This window comes from Neptunitalea chrysea, from assembly GCF_027924145.1.
GTDB lineage: Bacteria > Bacteroidota > Bacteroidia > Flavobacteriales > Flavobacteriaceae > Neptunitalea > Neptunitalea chrysea.
Genome location: NZ_BRVP01000002.1, coordinates 127,961 through 147,860 on the forward strand (window position 1 = coordinate 127,961; position 19,900 = coordinate 147,860).

The 19,900-nt window shown below is 32.9% G+C and carries 13 protein-coding genes; 7 read left to right on the forward strand and 6 right to left on the reverse strand.

From position 1 onward, the window contains the following. The gene (locus NBRC110019_RS01615; protein ID WP_281751656.1) at positions 1 to 1,128 is read left to right on the forward strand and encodes a formylglycine-generating enzyme family protein; all 1,128 of its coding nucleotides are present in this window, start codon (positions 1 to 3) and stop codon (positions 1,126 to 1,128) included. A 2-nt stretch (positions 1,129 to 1,130) separates the two neighbouring features. Here the strand turns inward: NBRC110019_RS01615 and NBRC110019_RS01620 are convergent, their stop codons facing one another. Continuing rightward, entirely contained in the window at positions 1,131 to 3,005 is a 1,875-nt protein-coding gene (locus NBRC110019_RS01620; RefSeq protein ID WP_281751658.1) for a BamA/TamA family outer membrane protein, read from the reverse strand. A 254-nt stretch (positions 3,006 to 3,259) separates the two neighbouring features. Here NBRC110019_RS01620 and hemG point away from each other — a divergent pair, with 254 nt between their 5' ends. After that, a complete protein-coding gene (gene hemG / locus NBRC110019_RS01625; protein ID WP_281751660.1) occupies positions 3,260 to 3,820 on the forward strand; it encodes a menaquinone-dependent protoporphyrinogen IX dehydrogenase in 561 nt (186 codons plus the stop codon). Between the two features lie 23 nt (positions 3,821 to 3,843). Here hemG and bglX read toward each other — a convergent pair whose 3' ends face one another. Genes bglX through NBRC110019_RS01640 form a run of 3 tightly spaced genes read right to left on the reverse strand, consistent with a single transcriptional unit; the run spans position 3,844 to position 8,633 of the window. After that, positions 3,844 to 6,132: a beta-glucosidase BglX gene (gene bglX, locus NBRC110019_RS01630; RefSeq protein ID WP_281751662.1), complete on the reverse strand. Its 2,289-nt coding sequence runs from the start codon at positions 6,130 to 6,132 to the stop codon at positions 3,844 to 3,846. Positions 6,133 to 6,139: 7 nt separating this feature from the next. Then, complete coding sequence (locus tag NBRC110019_RS01635; protein WP_281751664.1) at positions 6,140 to 7,516, reverse strand: sialate O-acetylesterase; 1,377 nt, start codon at positions 7,514 to 7,516, stop codon at positions 6,140 to 6,142. 13 nt (positions 7,517 to 7,529) lie between these two features. Then, on the reverse strand, positions 7,530 to 8,633 hold the full coding sequence (locus NBRC110019_RS01640; RefSeq protein ID WP_281751667.1) for an SGNH/GDSL hydrolase family protein: 1,104 nt from the start codon (positions 8,631 to 8,633) through the stop codon (positions 7,530 to 7,532). 391 nt (positions 8,634 to 9,024) lie between these two features. Here NBRC110019_RS01640 and NBRC110019_RS01645 point away from each other — a divergent pair, with 391 nt between their 5' ends. From NBRC110019_RS01645 to NBRC110019_RS01665, 5 genes are all read left to right on the forward strand, one after another. Then, positions 9,025 to 12,150, forward strand: a complete 3,126-nt coding sequence (locus tag NBRC110019_RS01645) for a SusC/RagA family TonB-linked outer membrane protein (protein WP_281751669.1) — start codon at positions 9,025 to 9,027, stop codon at positions 12,148 to 12,150. Between the two features lie 11 nt (positions 12,151 to 12,161). Further along, entirely contained in the window at positions 12,162 to 13,694 is a 1,533-nt protein-coding gene (locus tag NBRC110019_RS01650) for a RagB/SusD family nutrient uptake outer membrane protein (RefSeq protein ID WP_281751671.1), read from the forward strand. A 36-nt stretch (positions 13,695 to 13,730) separates the two neighbouring features. Further along, on the forward strand, positions 13,731 to 14,765 hold the full coding sequence (locus NBRC110019_RS01655; RefSeq protein ID WP_281751673.1) for an IPT/TIG domain-containing protein: 1,035 nt from the start codon (positions 13,731 to 13,733) through the stop codon (positions 14,763 to 14,765). Positions 14,766 to 14,843: 78 nt separating this feature from the next. Then, entirely contained in the window at positions 14,844 to 16,055 is a 1,212-nt protein-coding gene (locus NBRC110019_RS01660) for a glycoside hydrolase family 27 protein (RefSeq protein ID WP_281751675.1), read from the forward strand. A gap of 15 nt (positions 16,056 to 16,070) precedes the next feature. After that, positions 16,071 to 17,066, forward strand: a complete 996-nt coding sequence (locus tag NBRC110019_RS01665; RefSeq protein ID WP_281751677.1) for a glycoside hydrolase family 5 protein — start codon at positions 16,071 to 16,073, stop codon at positions 17,064 to 17,066. A 253-nt stretch (positions 17,067 to 17,319) separates the two neighbouring features. Here NBRC110019_RS01665 and NBRC110019_RS01670 read toward each other — a convergent pair whose 3' ends face one another. Both NBRC110019_RS01670 and NBRC110019_RS01675 read right to left on the reverse strand, forming a co-directional pair. Next, on the reverse strand, positions 17,320 to 18,630 hold the full coding sequence (locus NBRC110019_RS01670; RefSeq protein WP_281751680.1) for a glycoside hydrolase 5 family protein: 1,311 nt from the start codon (positions 18,628 to 18,630) through the stop codon (positions 17,320 to 17,322). Positions 18,631 to 18,727: 97 nt separating this feature from the next. Continuing rightward, a complete protein-coding gene (locus NBRC110019_RS01675; protein WP_281751682.1) occupies positions 18,728 to 19,900 on the reverse strand; it encodes an AGE family epimerase/isomerase in 1,173 nt (390 codons plus the stop codon).

The window sequence follows — 19,900 nt, forward strand, 5'->3', positions numbered from 1 at the left end:
ATGGTGTTTAGGTTATACTTGGTTTTAAGCACGTTATTTGTATTTTCTTGTCAGACTAAAACAAATAAGCCATATACTACTACATCTAATACATGTAAAGACAGTACTTACACCAGTTGTTATTCAGGGTTACCCAAGCGTTTTTCATCATCTGATAGTTTGGTTATTTCAAATAGAAAACAAGCTCCTTCTTTAGATAATATGATTAAAATTGAAGGAGGAGTTTTTTTAATGGGCGCTTCTGATGCGAAAGGAAGGCCCAATGAATATCCTCGGCATACTGTAAAGATATCCTCTTTTTATATGGATACAACAGAAGTTACCAATGCCCAATTTACCAAATTTGTGGAGGAGACCGGTTATGTAACCACTGCTGAGCGGACAATTGATTGGAAGGTGATAAAAGCACAATTACCTAAGGGTACTCCAAAGCCTGAAGATAGTTTATTACTACCATCATCACTAGTTTTTAAAAGCACTAACGGGCCTGTCTCTTTAAATACTCCTGAAAGGTGGTGGAAATGGACTAACGGAGCCAATTGGAGGCATCCTCAGGGACCTGATAGCTCAATTGAAGGGAAAGAAAATTATCCGGTAGTACAAGTTTCATGGGATGATGCCAATGCTTACGCTAATTGGGCTGGTAAACGATTACCAACTGAGGCAGAGTGGGAGTATGCTGCAAGAGGAAATTTAGAAGATGCCATTTATCCTTGGGGAAATGAGGAACCTTATGATGGTACACCCAAGGCTAATACTTGGGATGGTAAGTTTCCGTATGATAATACTAAATTTGATGGCTACACTACATTAGCTCCTACAGCATATTATACTCCTAATAATTTTGGTTTATATGATATGGCAGGCAACGTGTGGGAATGGTGCTCAGATAATTATAGAAGTGATTATTATTTAACAATAAAAGATAGTTTGCAAATTAATCCGAAAGGACCTCAAATAAGTTTTGATAGTAGACAACGAAATGCAATATTAAAAGTAACACGTGGCGGGTCTTTTATGTGTAATGAGGTTTATTGCTCAGGCTATAGGGTTTCTTCAAGAATGATGTCTTCTTCGGATACTGGATTGGAAAATACTGGTTTTAGATGTGTAGCAAATATCCCTTAAATTTATTTATATTTGATAATATGAGGAGGTTGATAATTGTAATTTTCTAAGTTAAATGGATTATCATTTGAACCTTTAAATCTATATACACTTCCTTCGTAACCTGGCATTTTGGGAATATAGAAGAATGATAATTTTATGTTTTCAAAAACAAAGAAGTCATTACTTATTAGAAAACCTAATCCAAATCTACTGTAGGTTTCATTTTTAAAAAATGGATGAGGCTCAGAACCAATAAATCCTAAATCAATATCTATATAAGGACTCATACGAAATCCTAACCAATTAAAGGGAATATAGGATTGTGTTTTAAAACTAAAAACAAATTTTCTAGTTCCATATACTTGAGGGCTATCAAATCCATAAATCCCATTTTCACCGTTAAGATCTATTCTATCTAAAATAATATTTTTACGTGCTATACCAATAATTGAGTTAAGCTTTGCAAATTGCCTAAAGTGCCAATTACCAATTGAAAAAACAGGCGTAAAATAAGTGCTTTGTAGTCGTACTAATGATTGTCTAGGGTCTCCATTACTATAATAGCTACCATATTCTATGGTACCTGCCAAATAACCGAATTTACTAAAATAATCATTAAAACTAGCGCTTACACCTACATAATAATTACCACTTGTAGAATTTTGTTGATACCCTGAATGGATAAAATAACTATAGCCTAAAGCTACATCTTCAATATCTCCATTTCTAAAAATATATTGGTCTCTAATGTAGTTTACATATCGTATTCCAACCGATCCTAAAAAGAAATTTTGATTAGTGAAAAAGGAAACCGAGTCAATTGTTTTGTCTGGTTTTTCAACAAACTTTTGTGCAGCATAACGAGCTGCAAAAATTAAATTGGTTGGAAGGTGAGTATCGTCATTTTTATAAGCTACAGGTATTGCATATCCACTCCATACATCTATTTCATTTCTTCTCACAGGTTCATAAATAACGGTGTCGTTAGTACTTAAATATAGGTCTTCACGATCATATCTTCTAACAAATCCAATTTTACCTGCCCATCTGGCATATGGAGAATAAAAATTTCGGTCTATTTTATACGTATTTTTATACGTGTTATCAATATCTACATCTCTAGATACTTCTGCATTTATATACGTATTATATACGTTAGGAGCTCTATAACCAATGGTATAGCCTGTTCCTATAATATCATTAAATCCACGTTTATAGGCTAGTGTAACCCGATGTCCTAACCCCATAAAATTGAATTCTCTGAGTCTTAGTTTTCCCTTATCGGCAGATAAATCTCCATCTACTACAATACTCCAGCTATCCAAAGTGTATACATACAAGTCTACCAACTCATTGTTTTCTGATACTAATTGAGGTTTTATAAAGGCTCTTCTTATATAATTTCTTCTACGAAGTAAGCGTTCAGATTCTAAAATTAGTAGAGAATCTAAGGATTCGTTTTCTTTAATTAATAAAAGGTTCTTAATAGTAAACCGTTTAGTCTTGTAATGTATGGCATTACCTATTTTATCAATTTTTTTTTGTGGTACTTTAGTTGAGTCTTTTTCGCTATAGCCAAATGGGTCTAAGGATGTAATAATTATATTTCGAATTTGTTTGCCTTGAAAATCTTTAAAATTTCTATTTAATTGTTGTTCTATAATTTTATTAGTAGTGTTTTTGTACGCTGGGTTTACAGGTTGAAAAATAGCATTGTGAAGTAGATTCGTGAATTTACTTTTACCTGACTCTTCTTGAAGTTTTTTATAGAGTTGGGTGTTTTTTGACTTTATAATACTGTCATGTATAGGTAGTTTTGTTTTTAGTGAATCTTTTTTTTGTGCAAAAAGAGATAAACTAAACAAAAGGATTCCTATAACAATGAAATTTTTCAATATTTATAAAATTTTCTCAGGATTACAAATTGTATCAATAATGATACGTATAAATAAATTTATAGATAAAGCTATGGTTTAATAAACGAATTTTTGATAGAAATCATATTTTAAGCTGAAGTCTTTTTCTACATTTAGTATTAATAAAAAATGTCATTTTATATACTATTTGTCGTTGCAACTTAATGGTTTCTTCAATAAATATATATTAATGGGAAGTTAATTTTAGAAGAGTATTATCTAAAGATTGAAGAATGAAAAAGATAGCTATAATTTATGCCTCTGTAGATGGTCAGACCTTGAAAATTAGTAAAAGAATTTCTGCACAATTAAGAAGTAAGGATTATGTAGTGGATATGACTGAAATTACCAATTGCAACTATAGATTAAGCGATTATGAATTAGTTGTTATTGGTGCTAGTATACGATATGGTAAGCATGCTAAAAAAGTGAATCGCTTTATTATTGAAAATCAATCTTTTTTAAAAACAATAAAAACGGCTTTTTTCTCAGTTAATTTAGTGGCTAGGAAATCAAATAAGAATACATTTGATAGCAATCCTTATGTTCAAAAGTTTATACAGAATATAGGTTGGAAACCTACTATTATTGATGTTTTTGCCGGTAAACTAGATTATGATTCGTATCCCTTTTATGATAAAATGTTGATTAAAATTATTATGAAAATAACAAAGGGTCCAACTAAAACGAATGGACCCCTTGAGTATACTGATTGGAACAGAGTAGATGATTTTATAAAACGCTTGGAAGTTCTATTGGTTGATTCTAGAACTTCAATTCTATCTTATCTATAGGGGAGTAAAGGTAATTTTTTTAATTAATGAAGTGTAATTTCTGTTTCTAGAGTGGTTTCGGAACTTCCTCCTACAAATACTTTAAAATCTCCTGGCTCTATAACAAAATCACCATTGTTATTATAAAATCCAAGCTCTGCTTTGGTTAGTTTTAAAGTAATTTTTTTAGTTTCACCTGCATTAAGTGCAACTAGTTCAAATCCTTTTAATTCTTTTATTGGACGTGTAACAGAAGCAAATAGGTCTCTAATATATAATTGTACTACCTCTTTTCCATAAAATTTGCCTGTATTAGTTAGATCAAACGTTACTTCGATGATGTCATCTGTTTTAAAATTGGTTTTACTAACTTTTAGATTACTATACTTAAAATTGGTGTAGCTTAAACCATGTCCAAAAGGATATAATGGGGTATTGGCTACGTCACTATAATGTGACCAGAATACGTTATTTTCAGAATTTAAAGGACGTCCTGTTTGTTTTTGGTTATAGTAAATAGGAATTTGACCAACATTTCTAGGGAAGGTCATAGGTAACTTTCCGCTTGGATTGTAATCTCCATATAATACCTGAGCCACAGCATTACCAGTCTCTGTACCTAATTGCCAAGCTTCTACTATAGTTGGTATATGTTCACTAGCCCAATTAATGGTTAATGGTCTTCCGTTGGTAAGTACCAAAACTATATTTTTATTCACTCCATAAACGGCTTCTAAAAGCTCTTGTTGTACCCCTGGTAAGCCAAGTTCTGTTCTACTTCTAGCTTCTCCAGTTTGGAAACCGTGCTCCCCTAAAACCATAATAACTATATCGGCATCTTTAGCAGTCAAAATAGCTTCTTTAAAATCAGATGTATCAGTAGTGTTAATTGTTAGTTCTTCTGTAAAAGCAGTTTCCCCTATCGTTACATCGGCACCTTTTTTATAGAGCAGTTGGTTACCTGTGTATTTTTGTAATCCTTCTAAAATAGAAACTCCTGAATGATCGTCAGATGCAATTCTCCAGCTACCTAGAATACTATTGTTGTCATCTGCTAAACCACCAATAACAGCTATTTTTTTTCCTTCTTTAGGAAGTGGTAAAAGCTGGTTTTCGTTCTTCAGTAATACAATTGATTTTTTAGCCATGTCTAAAACAGCTGCTCTGTTTTCATCGCTACCAATAACTGTTTTTTCTAACTCTTCATTACAATATTTATAAGGATCGTCAAATAATCCGAGTTCGTACTTTACAGTTAGAATTCTTCTCACTGCATCGTCAATTAACCTCTCATCTACTTTCCCTTCTTTTACAAGTTTAACCAATTCATCTACATAGGCATATGATTCCATGTCCATATCGCAACCAGCTTCTACCGCTAGTTCCGCAGCTTGATTCAAATCTTTTGCATGTCCCCAACTAATCATTTCTTTAATGGAAGCCCAGTCAGAAATGACAAATCCATTAAATCCCCATTTTTCTTTTAAAATGTCTCGTTGTAAAAATTTATTACCTGTAGCAGGTATACCATCTAACTCATTAAATGAATTCATTAAAGTTTTAACATCGGCATCTACCGCAGCTTTAAAAGGAGGAAGTACTACATTGTAAAGTGTACTACGATCTATAGATACGGTATTATACTCTTTACCAGATTCTGAAAAACCGTATCCGGCAAAGTGTTTAGCACAAGCCGCTATGGTATTCACTTTTGATAAATCGTCACCTTGAAAACCATTTACTCTAGCAGTGGCAATTTTACTACCTAAATAGGCATCTTCACCAGCACCTTCCATTACACGTCCCCATCTTGGGTCACGTGATACATCTACATTAGGACCAAAGGTCCAGTTAATACCAGAAGCAGCTGCCTCAGAAGCGGCAACACTAGCTGATTTTTCAATAGCGTCTAAATCCCAACTAGCAGCTTCTGCAAGAGGAATAGGACTAAGTGTTTTATAACCGTGAATTACATCAAAACCAATAATTAAGGGAATACCAAGACGTGTATCTTCAACGGCAATTTTTTGTACACTACGAACCTGATCTACACCACGAACGGTTAGCATAGAACCAACCAATCCTTTTTTAATATCTTCGTATTTCTTTTCAGCGTTACCACCTTTAGGAGAGGGTCCTGTAACATCCCAGAAACCATTATATTGATTCATCTGACCAATTTTTTCTTCTAGGGTCATAATATTTAGTAGCGAATCTACTTTTCCTGCTATTGATTTTTTAATGCCTTTATTCATTTTTTGTTTCTGTTGTGCCTTACAATTTATTGTAGTTAATATAAAAATGGTTATAAAAAAAGAGAAAAATTTGCTCATATTTATTTTATTGTGCTAAAAAAGATGAAGCCGGTAATTTAGCGCTATTAAATAAATTAGATTGTATGGTATTTCCCCATGCAAATCTAACGTTTACCGGATGTTTTACTTGTTTTGATTTTACGTAAATAGTATTATTCTTTATGGTTGCTTTTGCAGTATAAAAAATTCCATCTTTTCCTGCTATTTCAAATAAGTTCTCTTTGTTAGAAAAATAAAGTCCATCATTATTTGAAAAGTGAACTAATAATTTGTTTTTTTCTACCTCGAAATCTTTAAATACAGGTCCAGATATGATACCATTATACGTTTTATAGGTGTCTTTAAGCGCAATATTTGCTAAACGATTTCCAACTGATTTTTTGTTTTTAGGATGAATATCATCGGTTGAGGAGATATCACTTATAACTACCATAGCCGTATTTGTCACTGTGTTTGCTACTTTGCGTTGCGCATCTCTTATTTTAGCACTTGCATCGGTACTCCCTTCATAATTATAGGGAGCAATTTGAACAAAGTAAAAGGGTAAGGTTTCTGATTTCCACAAAGCTCTCCAAGAATTAATAAGTGATGTTAAGATATGGTCATAATGGTTAGAACCAACATTGGCTTCTCCTTGATACCATAGAAAACCAGCTACATTATAATTTGTTAATGGAGCTACCATTGCATTAAATGATTTCCCAGGCTTTATAGGGCCCCATTGAGTAGGTTCTAAACGATTGGCCTCAGAAGTTAGTAACGTATCCTGCTCTATAACCTTTGATGGCATCCATATTTCGGCTGGTGTACCTCCCCAGGCAGAAACAATAACCCCTACTGGAACATTTAGTTTCTCTTGTAATTTTCGTGCAAAATAATAAGCAACTGCACTGTTATTTTTCATTACATCAGGGGTACAAGCATTCCATTTTGCTGGAACGATATTTTGTGGTGTATCTGCTGTAATTTTTGGAACTTTAAAGAACCTAATTTCAGGGAAATTTGCTTTTGCTACTTCACTATCTCCATTTTCTATTCCCCATGCAGCCGACATATCCATATTAGATTGACCCGAACAAAACCATACTTCTCCTATATATACATCGGTTATAGTAACTTCATTGTATCCTTTAAAGGTAATAGTATAGGGACCACCTGCTTTAGGGGTAGGAATGTTAATTTTCCATGTAGCTAAATTGCTACCAGTAACTTTAAAAGTTTCAGTAGTCCATGATGGAGCTATAGTTATTTCTTCACTAGGCTCTGACCACCCCCAAAATGTGGTTTCCGTTTTTTGTTGTAAAACCATATGATCTGAAAAAACAGAAGGAAGTGTAACACTAGCCTTTACAGATAATAAAGGGGCTACTATAAGCAGTAGAACAGATAATTTTTTGAACATTTTTCTGGTATTTTTATTTTTCGGATAAGATTTTCTTAAACGAAGGAAGTAATTGATTAGCCATTTGTTGATGTTCCTCTATGGCTGGGTGAAAAGAACATCCTTTTGGGGTAATACCATGCATAAGTACTATATAAATTTTTCTATCTTCCTTTTCAAAGTGATTTTTCACTTCTGTTAAGCAGGATACTAATACATCATTTTTTTCTCCAGATACCATTGGACTATTTAATAGTACAATTTTGCTGGTAGGATTGTGCTCATATAACTTAGTAACCAATGTAATGTAATTGGCAATGTATTTTTTCTCATTAAACGGAAGTCTTTCTTTTATTCCATCTCCATCGGATAAGTCATTTGTTCCGAGACAAATACTTATCAAGTCTGGGTTGAAACTGTAATCATATGGTTTTTTCTTTTCCAAGTTAAGGTATAAGTTATCATACACTTGAAGCATAATGGGCTCTTCAATATTCTCATCATTCCAGTTTCTGTAGATACCAATACCAGAAACAGAACTTAATAGATATTTGGCATTAAGTGCTCTAGAAAGGGTAGAACCATAGGCGAAATAAGCGTTATGCTGGTCATACCAATTTTCAGTATCACAAGGAATTTCTCTAGTATCAGCATCCATTCCGCAGGTTATGGAGTTTCCAATAAATTCTATTTTGTAATCATATTTTTTAGATTTTACAGGTAGTAATTTTTTAGCATCTACACCTGTAAAATAGACATCACCTATAGAAGCTTCAGTAGCTTTATAGATAGTAATTTTAGATTTCTTACGCTTTAACTTTAAAGCTATTTCATTGTCTTGTTCAGCTAGTATTTTATAACGTTTAGGATTTTCTTCATTAACTGTAATCACAACAAAGTTATAAGGAGTAGTACCATCTGTAGTAAGATGTAAAGTGATAGAGTTATCTTTCACTTTAAACGTTGTAGAAGAAGCAGATCCTATAAGGGCTACAGCATCATTTTCTAAGTTGATACGACCGTTATAAGTAAAAAAAGTATCATTGGTTGGTTTATGAATTTTGGTCTGTGCTGTAAGTATGTTTACATGAAATAAAGTCACAAGTATTAAGTATATAAGTCCCTTTAATGGTTTCATTTTATGTTTAAATTATATAATATCTACAAATTTACTTATATGCTAATTTATATTGTTGATTTAAAATGCCATTTAATAATATGAAAATGTCAAAAATAAAACATTAATTCTGAGATTAACACTTTTATTTTTACTAGTGTTAATTTTAGGTTATTTCACGTTTTATTAACTTTTTGAATTGATTTTAAACGAATAAAATGTGGAAAAAAATAAGGAAAAAGTGAAATGAAGAGAAAATAGAATTAATAAATGACAAAATAATACTACTCATTAGGAGGGATTAACAATAATTTTGATATTGACAAAAAACAACATGATATATTTCAATAATCTATTTTTTTATGTTGAAAATTAAGTTATTAACAAACAATTATGTAAACCGTATAGTATAATGATGAAGATTATTTTAGAAAGGAAGAATATAAGTTGGAAATACCTTTTATTATATTCTTTTTTTATTCTTTCTAGTACAACCGCATTTTCACAAACAACAGTAGAAGGTGTGGTAAAAGATGAAGCAAATGTTACCCTACCGGGTGTGACAGTGTTAGAAAAAGGTACAAATAATGGAATTACTACTGATTTTGATGGAAATTATTCTATTACTGTAAAAAAGGGAGCCACCTTAGTTTTTAGTTTTATAGGTTTTACTTCTCAAGAAGTAGTGGTTGGAGAGCAAACAAAGATAGATGTAACATTAAAGCCAAATGTTGAAAATCTTGATGAAGTAGTTGTTATTGGGTATGGTTCTCAGAAACGAGAACAAGTTAATAGTGCTGTTGCGGTGGTAGATTTAGAAAATACTAAAGAGCAACCAAAAGTTACTGTAGATCAAATGCTTCAAGGACAGGCTGCTGGGGTGTCTGTAACATCTGATTCAGGGAAACCTGGTGCCGCAGTATCTGTTAGAATACGTGGAGCAACTTCCTTAACAGGTAGTAATGAACCTTTATATGTTATAGATGGTATCCCAATTTCTGGAGATGCTCGTAATTCGGCAACAAGTGGGCGTCCCATTGCTGGCTCTGATTTTACTAGTGAGGGAAATACTACTGTAAACCCTTTGGCGGCTTTAAATCCGAATGATATCGAAAGCGTTGTAGTTTTGAAAGACGCTTCTGCAACCGCAATTTATGGTTCTCGTGGAGCAAATGGTGTTGTTATTGTAACAACAAAATCTGGTAAAAAAGGGTCTGGTAAAATTACTTATGATTCTTATTTAACTTTTCAAACACAAAGTAAACTGTTAGATGTAATGAATTTAAGCCAGTATGCGTCTCAACAGAATGCTTTAGCAGAAATATATGGGCTAGAGCCTAGAGTTGAATTTACTTATCCTGAACTTTTAGGAGCGGGAACAAATTGGCAAGAGGAGCTTTTTAGAACAGGGGTTACTCAAAATCACCAAATTTCTTTGTCAGGAAGAAAAGAAATGTTTTCGTATTATCTTTCAGGGAGTTATTTAAAACAAGAGGGAACTTTAATTGGTTCTGGATTAAAACGCTATACTTTTAAAACGAACCTAGATAGTAGAGTAAAAGATTGGCTTAGAATAGGGACTAATTTATCTGTTGCTATTACAAATGAAGATTTAGTTTTTGGATCTAGTAGTAATGGAATTATTAATTATTCCATATTATCTGCACCAGATTTAGCAGCTTATGCTGGTGATGGTGATTTCCAGGCTCAAGAAGAAAATAATTTAGGAATTAACTTTAATAATCCGTTAGCGATGGCGTTGGCGGTAGATACTGAGTTAGTAAGAAAGAACTTTTTTGGTAATACATACTTAGAAGCTGACATTATTAAAGGTCTAAAATATAGATTTGAATTTGGAGGTAATACTGAATTTAGTGAGTTTGATAAATATACACCAGAAGCTGAGTATTTAAGTACAGAAGAAGCGGTATATAATGTTAGAAGACAAAGCTGGTATAGCTGGAATTTAAAGAATTTGATCACCTTTGATAAAAAAATTGATAAGCATAGTTTTACTTTATTATTAGGACATGAAGCGTCAGAATCTGCATGGCAAGGAGTAATTTCTCAAGGGAATGGTTTTGTAAGCGATCAAATACATGCATTAGATGTAGCTGATGAAACTACAGCTAATGATTATAAGGGGAGTTCTTCGTTAGTATCATTTTTTGGGCGTTTAATTTATGATTTCAATAACAAGTACAGCCTTACTGCAACTTATAGAGCTGATGGTTCTTCAAAATTTTCAAAAGAAAATAGATGGGGGTACTTTCCTGGTATTTCAGGTTCTTGGAGAATTTCCAATGAATCTTTTATGAGTGATGTTAAATTGGTTAGTGACCTTAAGTTAAGAGTAGGGTATGGGCAAACAGGGAATCAGAATATTGGTGGGTATGCATATGGTTCTTCATTGTATTCTTTTACCACTGATACAGGTGTAGGATTTTTAGTTTCTAATTTAGGGAATGCTGATCTAAAATGGGAGTCAATGAACCAAACTAATATAGGCTTGGATATGGCATTTTTGAATAATAAATTAAAACTAACTGTTGAATGGTATAACAAAGTATCAAAAGATTTCTTGTATACAATTCCATTACCTGAATATTTGACTGGTAATAACAACTGGGAAGGAGGTTTGGGTAACCCTACTGTAAATGTTGGAGAAATGAAAAATACAGGATGGGATTTATCTTTAAACTATGGTGCATCGACAGAAGATTTTTCGTGGAATTCTACATTGATATTTTCTACGTATAAAAATGAATTGACCGAAATGAATGAAGATTTGAATTTAATTCAAACTGTTGGAGATATCAATTATAATGATATTACGGTTACAAATTCAGTAGTAGGCCAAGCAATTGGTCAGTTTTACGGATTAAAAGCGGATGGCCTTTTAAGAAGCCAGGAAGAAGTTACAAATGCAGGTACTTATTTCGGGGAAACGCCAGAAATCGGAGATGTTAAATATGAAGATGTTAATGGTGATGGTATTGTTAATGAAGAAGATTACACGTACATTGGAAATCCGCACCCTAAGTTTACGTATGGTTTTACTAACAATTTTTCTTATAAAGGTTTTACGTTATCAGTATTTCTTCAAGGATCTTATGGGAATGATATACTTAACTTAACAAGAAAGTATGGTACACGAAATTCAAATCTTTATATTAATCAGCTTTCTGAAGCACAGGATTTTTGGTCTGAAGATAATACAGATGCTTCATTACCAAGACCACAATTAGAAGATCATAATAACAATAGAATATCTTCTAGATTTGTTGAGGATGGTTCTTATTTAAGAATACAGAATGTAACCTTAGGATATAATTTCCCATCAGATTTAATCTCAAAATTCAAAATGACAAGATTGAGAATATACGGTGGGGTGCAGAATTTATATACGTTTACGGATTATAAAGGATATGACCCTGAGGTAGGATCTATTAATCAGAACGCGTTGTTAATGGGAATAGATAACGGACGTTATCCTTCACCTAGAACGTATACTATGGGATTAAATATAGAATTTTAATAAATTAAAAGATGAAATTATTCAATTATACAATCAATAAATTTAGTTTAGCATTTTTGCTCTTACTATTTGTATCTTCTTGTAGTGAAGATTTTTTAGAGCGTCCACCAGAAGATAGTTACTCAGATGACGATTTCTATTATACAGATGAGCAGGTTGAATCGAGAATTACACCGTTGTATTTTAAACCTTGGTGGGGAATGTTTAATACTCCTTATTGGGTTATGACGGAAATTGCATCGGGTGATATGTTCAATTATACTCATACTTCATTTGTTCAATTCACAGTTACTTCATCCAATTCAAATTTAGAGGCTACTTGGGGAAGTTTATATTCTGTAGTTGCTCAGTCAAATGAAATTATCAATAATCTGGATTCAAAAGTTGATGCAGGTGTTAGTCAAGATGTTATTAACAGTGTGAAAGGGGAAGCCTATTTTCTAAGAGCTGTTGCTTATTTTTATTTAGTAAGATTTTGGAAAGAAGTTCCTATTATCGAAAATGCATATGATTATATTTATGCTCCACAGGTTCATAAAAATTTTGAAGAAGACATTTATACGTTTATTGAGTCTGATTTAGAAATGGCTATAAGTCTTTTGCCTGAAAAAACTAGAGGTGCTGATTTTGACAATAATGCAAGAGTTTCTGTAGGAAGCGCTAAAGCTATGTTGGCTAAAGTTTATTTAACAGAAGAGAAATATACTGAAGCAAAAACGTTAGCAGGAGAAGTAATTAGTTCTGGTGAATTTAAATTATTAGATAATTATGCAGATTTGTTTTTGACTAGTAATGACAATAATCAAGAATCTATTTTTTCATTACAATGGTGTATATCTACAGATTATGGTAGTGGTAACCAAAGTAACATTGTTAATTCTGCTGCTGGCTATGGCTTAAGCAATATTGGAGATTGGAATGTTTTTGGCCCTTCACAGGATATCTTAGATATCTATCCTACAGGAGATGAAAGAGAAATAGAAAATATGATGATTCCAGGATATACTTATGAAAATTTATATACATCTGATGGAGATCAATTTACTGTTCCAGATGATATTTCTGCGGCAACTTCTGGTTCTGCTATTAAAAAATATGTTGTAGGTGGTCAAGATGAATATGATAACTGGGGTATGACTTCTAATAACACATATATTATGCGATACGCAGATTTGTTGTTGATTTATTCAGAGGCTTCAATGGCTGGTTCTGGTAGTACTACAGATGCTATTGCATTGTCATATTTTAATCAGGTTAGGGAACGTGCTGGTCTTGTAGATCTTCCAAATTTAACAAATGAAATACTTCTTCAAGAGAGAAGGAGAGAATTTGCTTTTGAAGGAGAATATTGGTTTGATTTACAGAGATTGTTATCAGAAAGTGATTTGTTAACATTATTAAGTAATCAGAACAGAGGAGATATGAATTATCCGCAATATTATACTGCATCTGCTGAAGATTTGGTGTATCCAATACCAGCTAATGAATCAGCATCTAATCCTTTATTATTAGAAGATGCGGTAGCTTATGATTTTACAAATTAATCTAATCTTGTTTTGTAGATTTAAAATCAAATAGAAATGAAAAAAATGAAATCTTTTAATATTCTAATAAAGTTTAGTCTTGTATGCATTATTGCATGTATGGCTACTATTATTACTTCATGTAATAATGACGATGATGATTTTACTAATCCTGAGATTAATAGTATTAGTTTAGCTTCCAATGATTCTGCAGTAGTTAGTGGATACAAACAAAATATGTACATTGTACGAGGTAAAGGATTTTCTGGAGTACAGAATATTTATTTTAATGATGTAGATACTTATTTTAATCCTACTTATGTAACTGATGAAGTTATTTTTGTAACTATAGATGAAAGTACACCATACGATTATTCTCCAGAATCAATACGTATTATAACCAATGGAGGAGAAGCTGAATATAGTTTTGATGTTTTACAGCCTTCTCCAACTATTACATCATTTACACCTAACGTAGGGTCTGCTGGTGTAGAGGTTACTATTTTTGGGGAAGTTTTTAATAATTTAGAGAGTGTCTATTTTGGAGATGCAGAAGCTACCATTGTTTCCTTTAGTGATACGGAAATTGTAGTAAATGCGCCAGATATTGTTGATCCAGTACAAATTACAGTAACAACATCTGCAGGATCTGTCGTTTCTGAAGATTTCTTTGGGGGACTTTCATATTATATTTATGATGATGCATTAAATAGCGACTGGTGGAGCGGTGGCTGGGGCGAAACAAATGATTTCGCTAATACTGAACATGTAAATGGAGGTTCATATGCTCTTAAAACTCAAATTAATGGTTGGAGCGCATTTCAAGTAGGAAATGGAGGAGCTTCAATTGACGCTTCTGATTATTCGGTATTACAATTTGATGTATATGCAGAATCTGACGGAAATATATTAGTTTCAATGAATTATGATTATTCAACAAATGTTCAAGTGATGTCGTTAACAGCTGGGCAATGGTATACTTTGACATTTAGTTTAGCTGATTTTAATGTATCTGATATTCAGGCATTTGCTATACAGGAATTCAGTGGTAGTGGAAACACATTATATATAGATAATTTAGGTTTCCTATAAAATTGTACACAAAATTAATTTATATACACGTAAAAACATCTATTTAAGTAATAGATGTTTTTTGCTTAAAATTTAACAATGAAAAAAGTATTAGTACTCGTTTTTTTATGTATGTCTGTAATAATGCAGGCTCAGAAATTTGATAATTTGGCATTAACCCCTCCTATGGGTTGGAATAGCTGGAACACCTTTGAAACTGATATAAATGAAGAATTAGTTAAAGGTGTTGCGGATAAATTTGTAGAATTAGGCCTTAAAGATGCTGGTTATGAATATATCGTTCTTGATGATGGATGGATGACTAAGGAGCGAGATGAGAATGGAGATTTAGTAGCTGATCCTGAAAAGTTTCCTAGTGGAATGAAAGCATTGGTAGATTATGTGCACTCTAAAGGATTAAAGTTTGGTTTGTATAATTGTGCTGGTGGTAAAACTTGTGCTGGTTATCCGGGAAGTAGAGGACACCAATATCAAGATGCTCGTTTGTATGCTTCTTGGGGGGTAGACTTTTTAAAATATGACTGGTGTGATACTGACGAATTAAATGCTAATGAGTCGTATTTAACCATGCGTGATGCCCTTTATACAGCAGGTAGACCTGTATTATTCAGTATATGTGAATGGGGTGATAATGATCCTTGGAAATGGGCTAAAGATGTTGGACATATGTGGAGAATTACCGGAGATATCATTAATTGTTGGGATTGTGAAGTGGGACATGGTTCTTGGTCTTCTTCTGGTATTTGGAAAATTATTGAAATGCGTAAGAATGAGAAAATTCGTGAAGTAGCCGGGCCTGGTCATTGGAACGATTATGATATGATGGAGGTAGGTAATGGAATGACAGATGCAGAAGATAGAAGTCATTTTGCTATGTGGAGTATGTTAACATCTCCGTTAATGATGGGTAATGATGTAAGAACGATGTCTAAGGAAACCTTAAAAACGCTTACTAATAAAGAAGTAATTGCTGTAAACAAAGATGCGTTAGGAATTCCTGCATTTCGTTTTACTAATGAAAACAATATAGAAATTTGGGCAAAACCGTTAGCGAATAATGGTTGGGCTATTGCATATGTAAATAAGAACGATACTCCTGTAGAAATAGATTTTGATTGGAATAAACATCCTATTGGTGACGATGTAAGCCAGCACTTTATGGAAGTCTCTAAAAATACTTTTAAAATTAGAGATTTATTTGCTCATAAAAATTTGGGTACAACTAAAAAGAATATGAAAGCAACTATTGGTGTTCATGATGTATTAATGGTTACGTTAACTAAAGAATAATTAGCAATGAATAAAATGAAATTAGTGATAAATGTACTTACCGTTTTCTTTAGCCTTACTGTGTTGGCTCAAACCAAAATAGATCGTATTAAAGTTAAAGGAAACGAGTTTGTAAATGAATCGGGCAAAGTTGTTGTTTTTAGAGGGCTTAACACCAGTGATCCTGATAAATTGAAAACTGATGGTGTTTGGGGTGAAGACTATTTTAAAGAAATAAGTAATTGGGGAGCAACAGCTGTTCGTTTTCCTGTACATCCTCAAGCTTGGAGAAGAAGAGGGAAAGAAGAATACCTTAAATTATTAGATCAAGGAATAGCATGGGCTGCTAAATACAATATGTACGTTATTATAGACTGGCATAGTATTGGTAATTTAAAAAACCAACTATACCTTCACGAAATGTATTATACTACATTACCAGAAACGTATGCATTTTGGAAATTAATGGCTGAAAGGTATGGTAAAAATACAACTGTAGCATTCTATGAGTTGTTTAACGAGCCTACTATGTATACGCATAAATTTGGTACTATAACTTGGGAAGAATGGAAAGCCATTAACGAAGAGATTATAACTATAGTTAGAGCTAATGGAGGAGAGGGTATTCCGTTAGTAGCAGGATTTAATTGGGCATATGATTTAACACCTGTTAAATACAATCCTATTGAAGCTGAGGGGATTGGTTATGTATCACATCCGTACCCTATGAAAAGGGAACAACCTTGGGAACCAAAATGGACAGAAGACTGGGGGTATGTGAAAGAAAGGTATCCTGTGGTACTTACAGAAATTGGTTTTTGTGATGAAACAGCACCTGGTGCTCATGTTCCAGTAATTGGAGATGAAACCTATGGAGATGCAATTACCGATTATTGTGACGAAAAAAATATCTCGTATTTCATTTGGGTTTTCGATAAAAAATGGTCTCCACAGATGTATGTAGACGATAAATACACGCCTAGTAGACAGGGTAAATACTTTAAAAAGAAGATGAAAAGTTATAAAAACTAAGTTAGTTGTTTGTTGTTTATTATAATTTTAAACATTTAATTTTAAGGAACCTGTATTAAATAGAAGCCTGTGTGGAAACTCACAGGCTTTCTTTTATTTGGGATAAAGTATTTGTATGGGGTTGTACTATAAAGATGATTATAGGGCTTACAACTATTTATTTCAGGAGTAGATATATAAATAAAAAGGGGTTTTAAAACCCCTTTTCAAACAAAAAATAATACAGTAAATATATAAGCTAAATAGTTGGTGATTATTCTATATTACCATTAAACATTTTAATAAGATAGAGTGTAGATTTATCGGTTGAGAAGATAGAATTTAATCCTTGTGGTTCCATTGGTGGGTCTGTTGTAAAGTCATCACCAGGATTCCACTTACCATTTTCAGGATTATTTTCTCCAATACCTCCATATCCCCAAAAATTAAGTGCTACAAATGGCTCATTGTTTTTAATACTTTTTTCCAGTTTATTAAAGATAGCAGTGTAAAATACATTTCTGTATTCTAAGCATGCATTTTTATCTAAACTCTCTTGCTCTCTAGGAAATCCAAATTCTTCAAGTACAATAGGTTTATGTAATTCTCGTGCTATTTGGGTATGTTCATCAATATATTTTATAGCTTGATCAATAGCATAAAACGTTGCATTCTCTTCATTATCTAACTGGTACCAGCCCCAATTTTTAGGCCATGTATGCATGGTTAGATAATCTATATTAGGGTTACTGTGTGAACGTTTGTAGGCAAGAATATCATCGTTAGAACTTGCTTTTCCTTCAGAACCTGTAGATATTAAATGATTTGCATCTAAACTATCAATTAAATCAACAGTCTCATTAATCCATTTGGTAAAGTTAGCTTCATTTTCAACAGTAAAGATGCGAGGTTCATTAGCTACTTGCCACGCCATAATAGCTGGATCCTCGATATACTTTGTATGTGTATATCTGTTGGTTCTTTTTAATGAATATTTAATATGATTTCTAAATGCTTCTTGACATGGTTTACATGTATAGAATTGCGGTGTAAACTCCATGAATTCCGGCCAATCATGAGGAGGAATGTTAGGATTAGGAACATCACCGTAGCCATTCCATTGTAAGTATTTAGCTATTCCACCAGACCATTCCCAGTTGTTTGTAAGGTACAATACGGCAGTCATATCACGTTTTGCAAGTTCAGCTAGTAAATAATCGAGTCCTTCAAAAAGTGCATCATCGTACTTTCCTTGTTCGTATTGTAAAGCAGGGCGTACTGTATAGTCTTGGTCACCGCCTTCTGCACCAAACAAAATACGTAGGTTAACCATCCCATTTTCTTTTAATTCATCTAGCTCTTTAGATAAACGCTCGCGGTTTCCATATTTTTCGGATGCCAAGATTGCTCCATACCAATAGTTGGTGCCTATGTAGTGATAAGGACTCCCGTTTTTATAGAAAATACCGTCTTTAACTGTGACAAAAGAGTTATTTTCGGAAGTTTTTGATATTGATTTTGTTGATCCACAGCTTACTAAATAGAAGCTTAGTAATGCTAAAATTATATTTTTGAAATAATGCATTATTATAGATTGAGATATAGTGATTTATAAATAGACGTTTTCGCATTAGGTTAAAAAAGAAATAAGAGGACAAATATATATTTGTTCCCCTTATTTTTTATAATCTGTTAATTAGTTCCATACATGCTCTGGCATTGTGGTAAGGGCATTTCCAAAACCCAGCTTTGTCCTTGGGTATTTTGTTGTAATTCTTATCAATTCCCCAAAACCATTCTCCATGCTCTTTATCTAGGAGGTATCGTTTTACAAATTCCCAGTTTTTATTTACTACGGTCAGATATTTATCGTCTTTAGTAAGTTGCCAGGTATTTATAAAACCAATCCATAATTCTGCCTGTGGCCACCAGTGTTTTTCAGCTATAAGATGGTTCTCCTGAGGATCATATTCGTACCATAAACCTCCGTCTTCATCAATACCTTCATAAGTAACCTTGGTAATTTCAACGGCGTACTTTCTAAAGTTATTAATTAATGTTTCGTCTTCAGTAACTTCAGCACACCATTGTAATAGCCATGCTGCTTCAATATCGTGACCATACGATATAACATCTGGTTTCTCAACCCAGTTTTCATCAAAGAAGAGCTTTAAATGCCAAGATTTCTTATCAATGAATTTATCATCAATCGTTTGTAAAAGATTTACGATCACATGTTTCAACTCTTCATTTTTCCAAACACTATACAAGTTTGCAAAACCTTCAACAATATGTAGGTGTGTATTCATGGTTTTCTTTTCATTGGCGTCTTTTTCACTTAGACGCATATCTGAAATTTCTTCCCAATCTTGAGTGTATGCTTCAAAATAACCACCCTTTTCTTTGTCGAAACTATGTTTTTGGATACTATTGTAAAGATTAATAGCCATTACTAATGCTCTTTCTTTTTTAGAAATTTTATAGTACTCTGTTAATCCGTATATAGTAAATCCTAGCGCGTATATTTGATTTTTAGTATCATTTGGTGATCCATCTGCGTTTACACTCCAATAGATTCCTCCGCGTTCTTCATCGTAGAAGTAATTATAAATATAGTTAAATGCCCTACGTGCTATTTTATAATGCTCTTCGTTTTTGGTGCTTTGGTATGCTGCCGAAAACGTCCATAAAATACGGGCGTTTAAGACAGCACCTTTAATAGCTTCGGTATCTTTTTCTTCGTTGAAATCAATAGTCCCAATAAAACCACCATGTGTATCATCAATCATGTTTTTGCTCCAGTAGTCTAATATATTCTGAAGCTCTTCAATCATATCATTTTTAAGTGGTCCCAT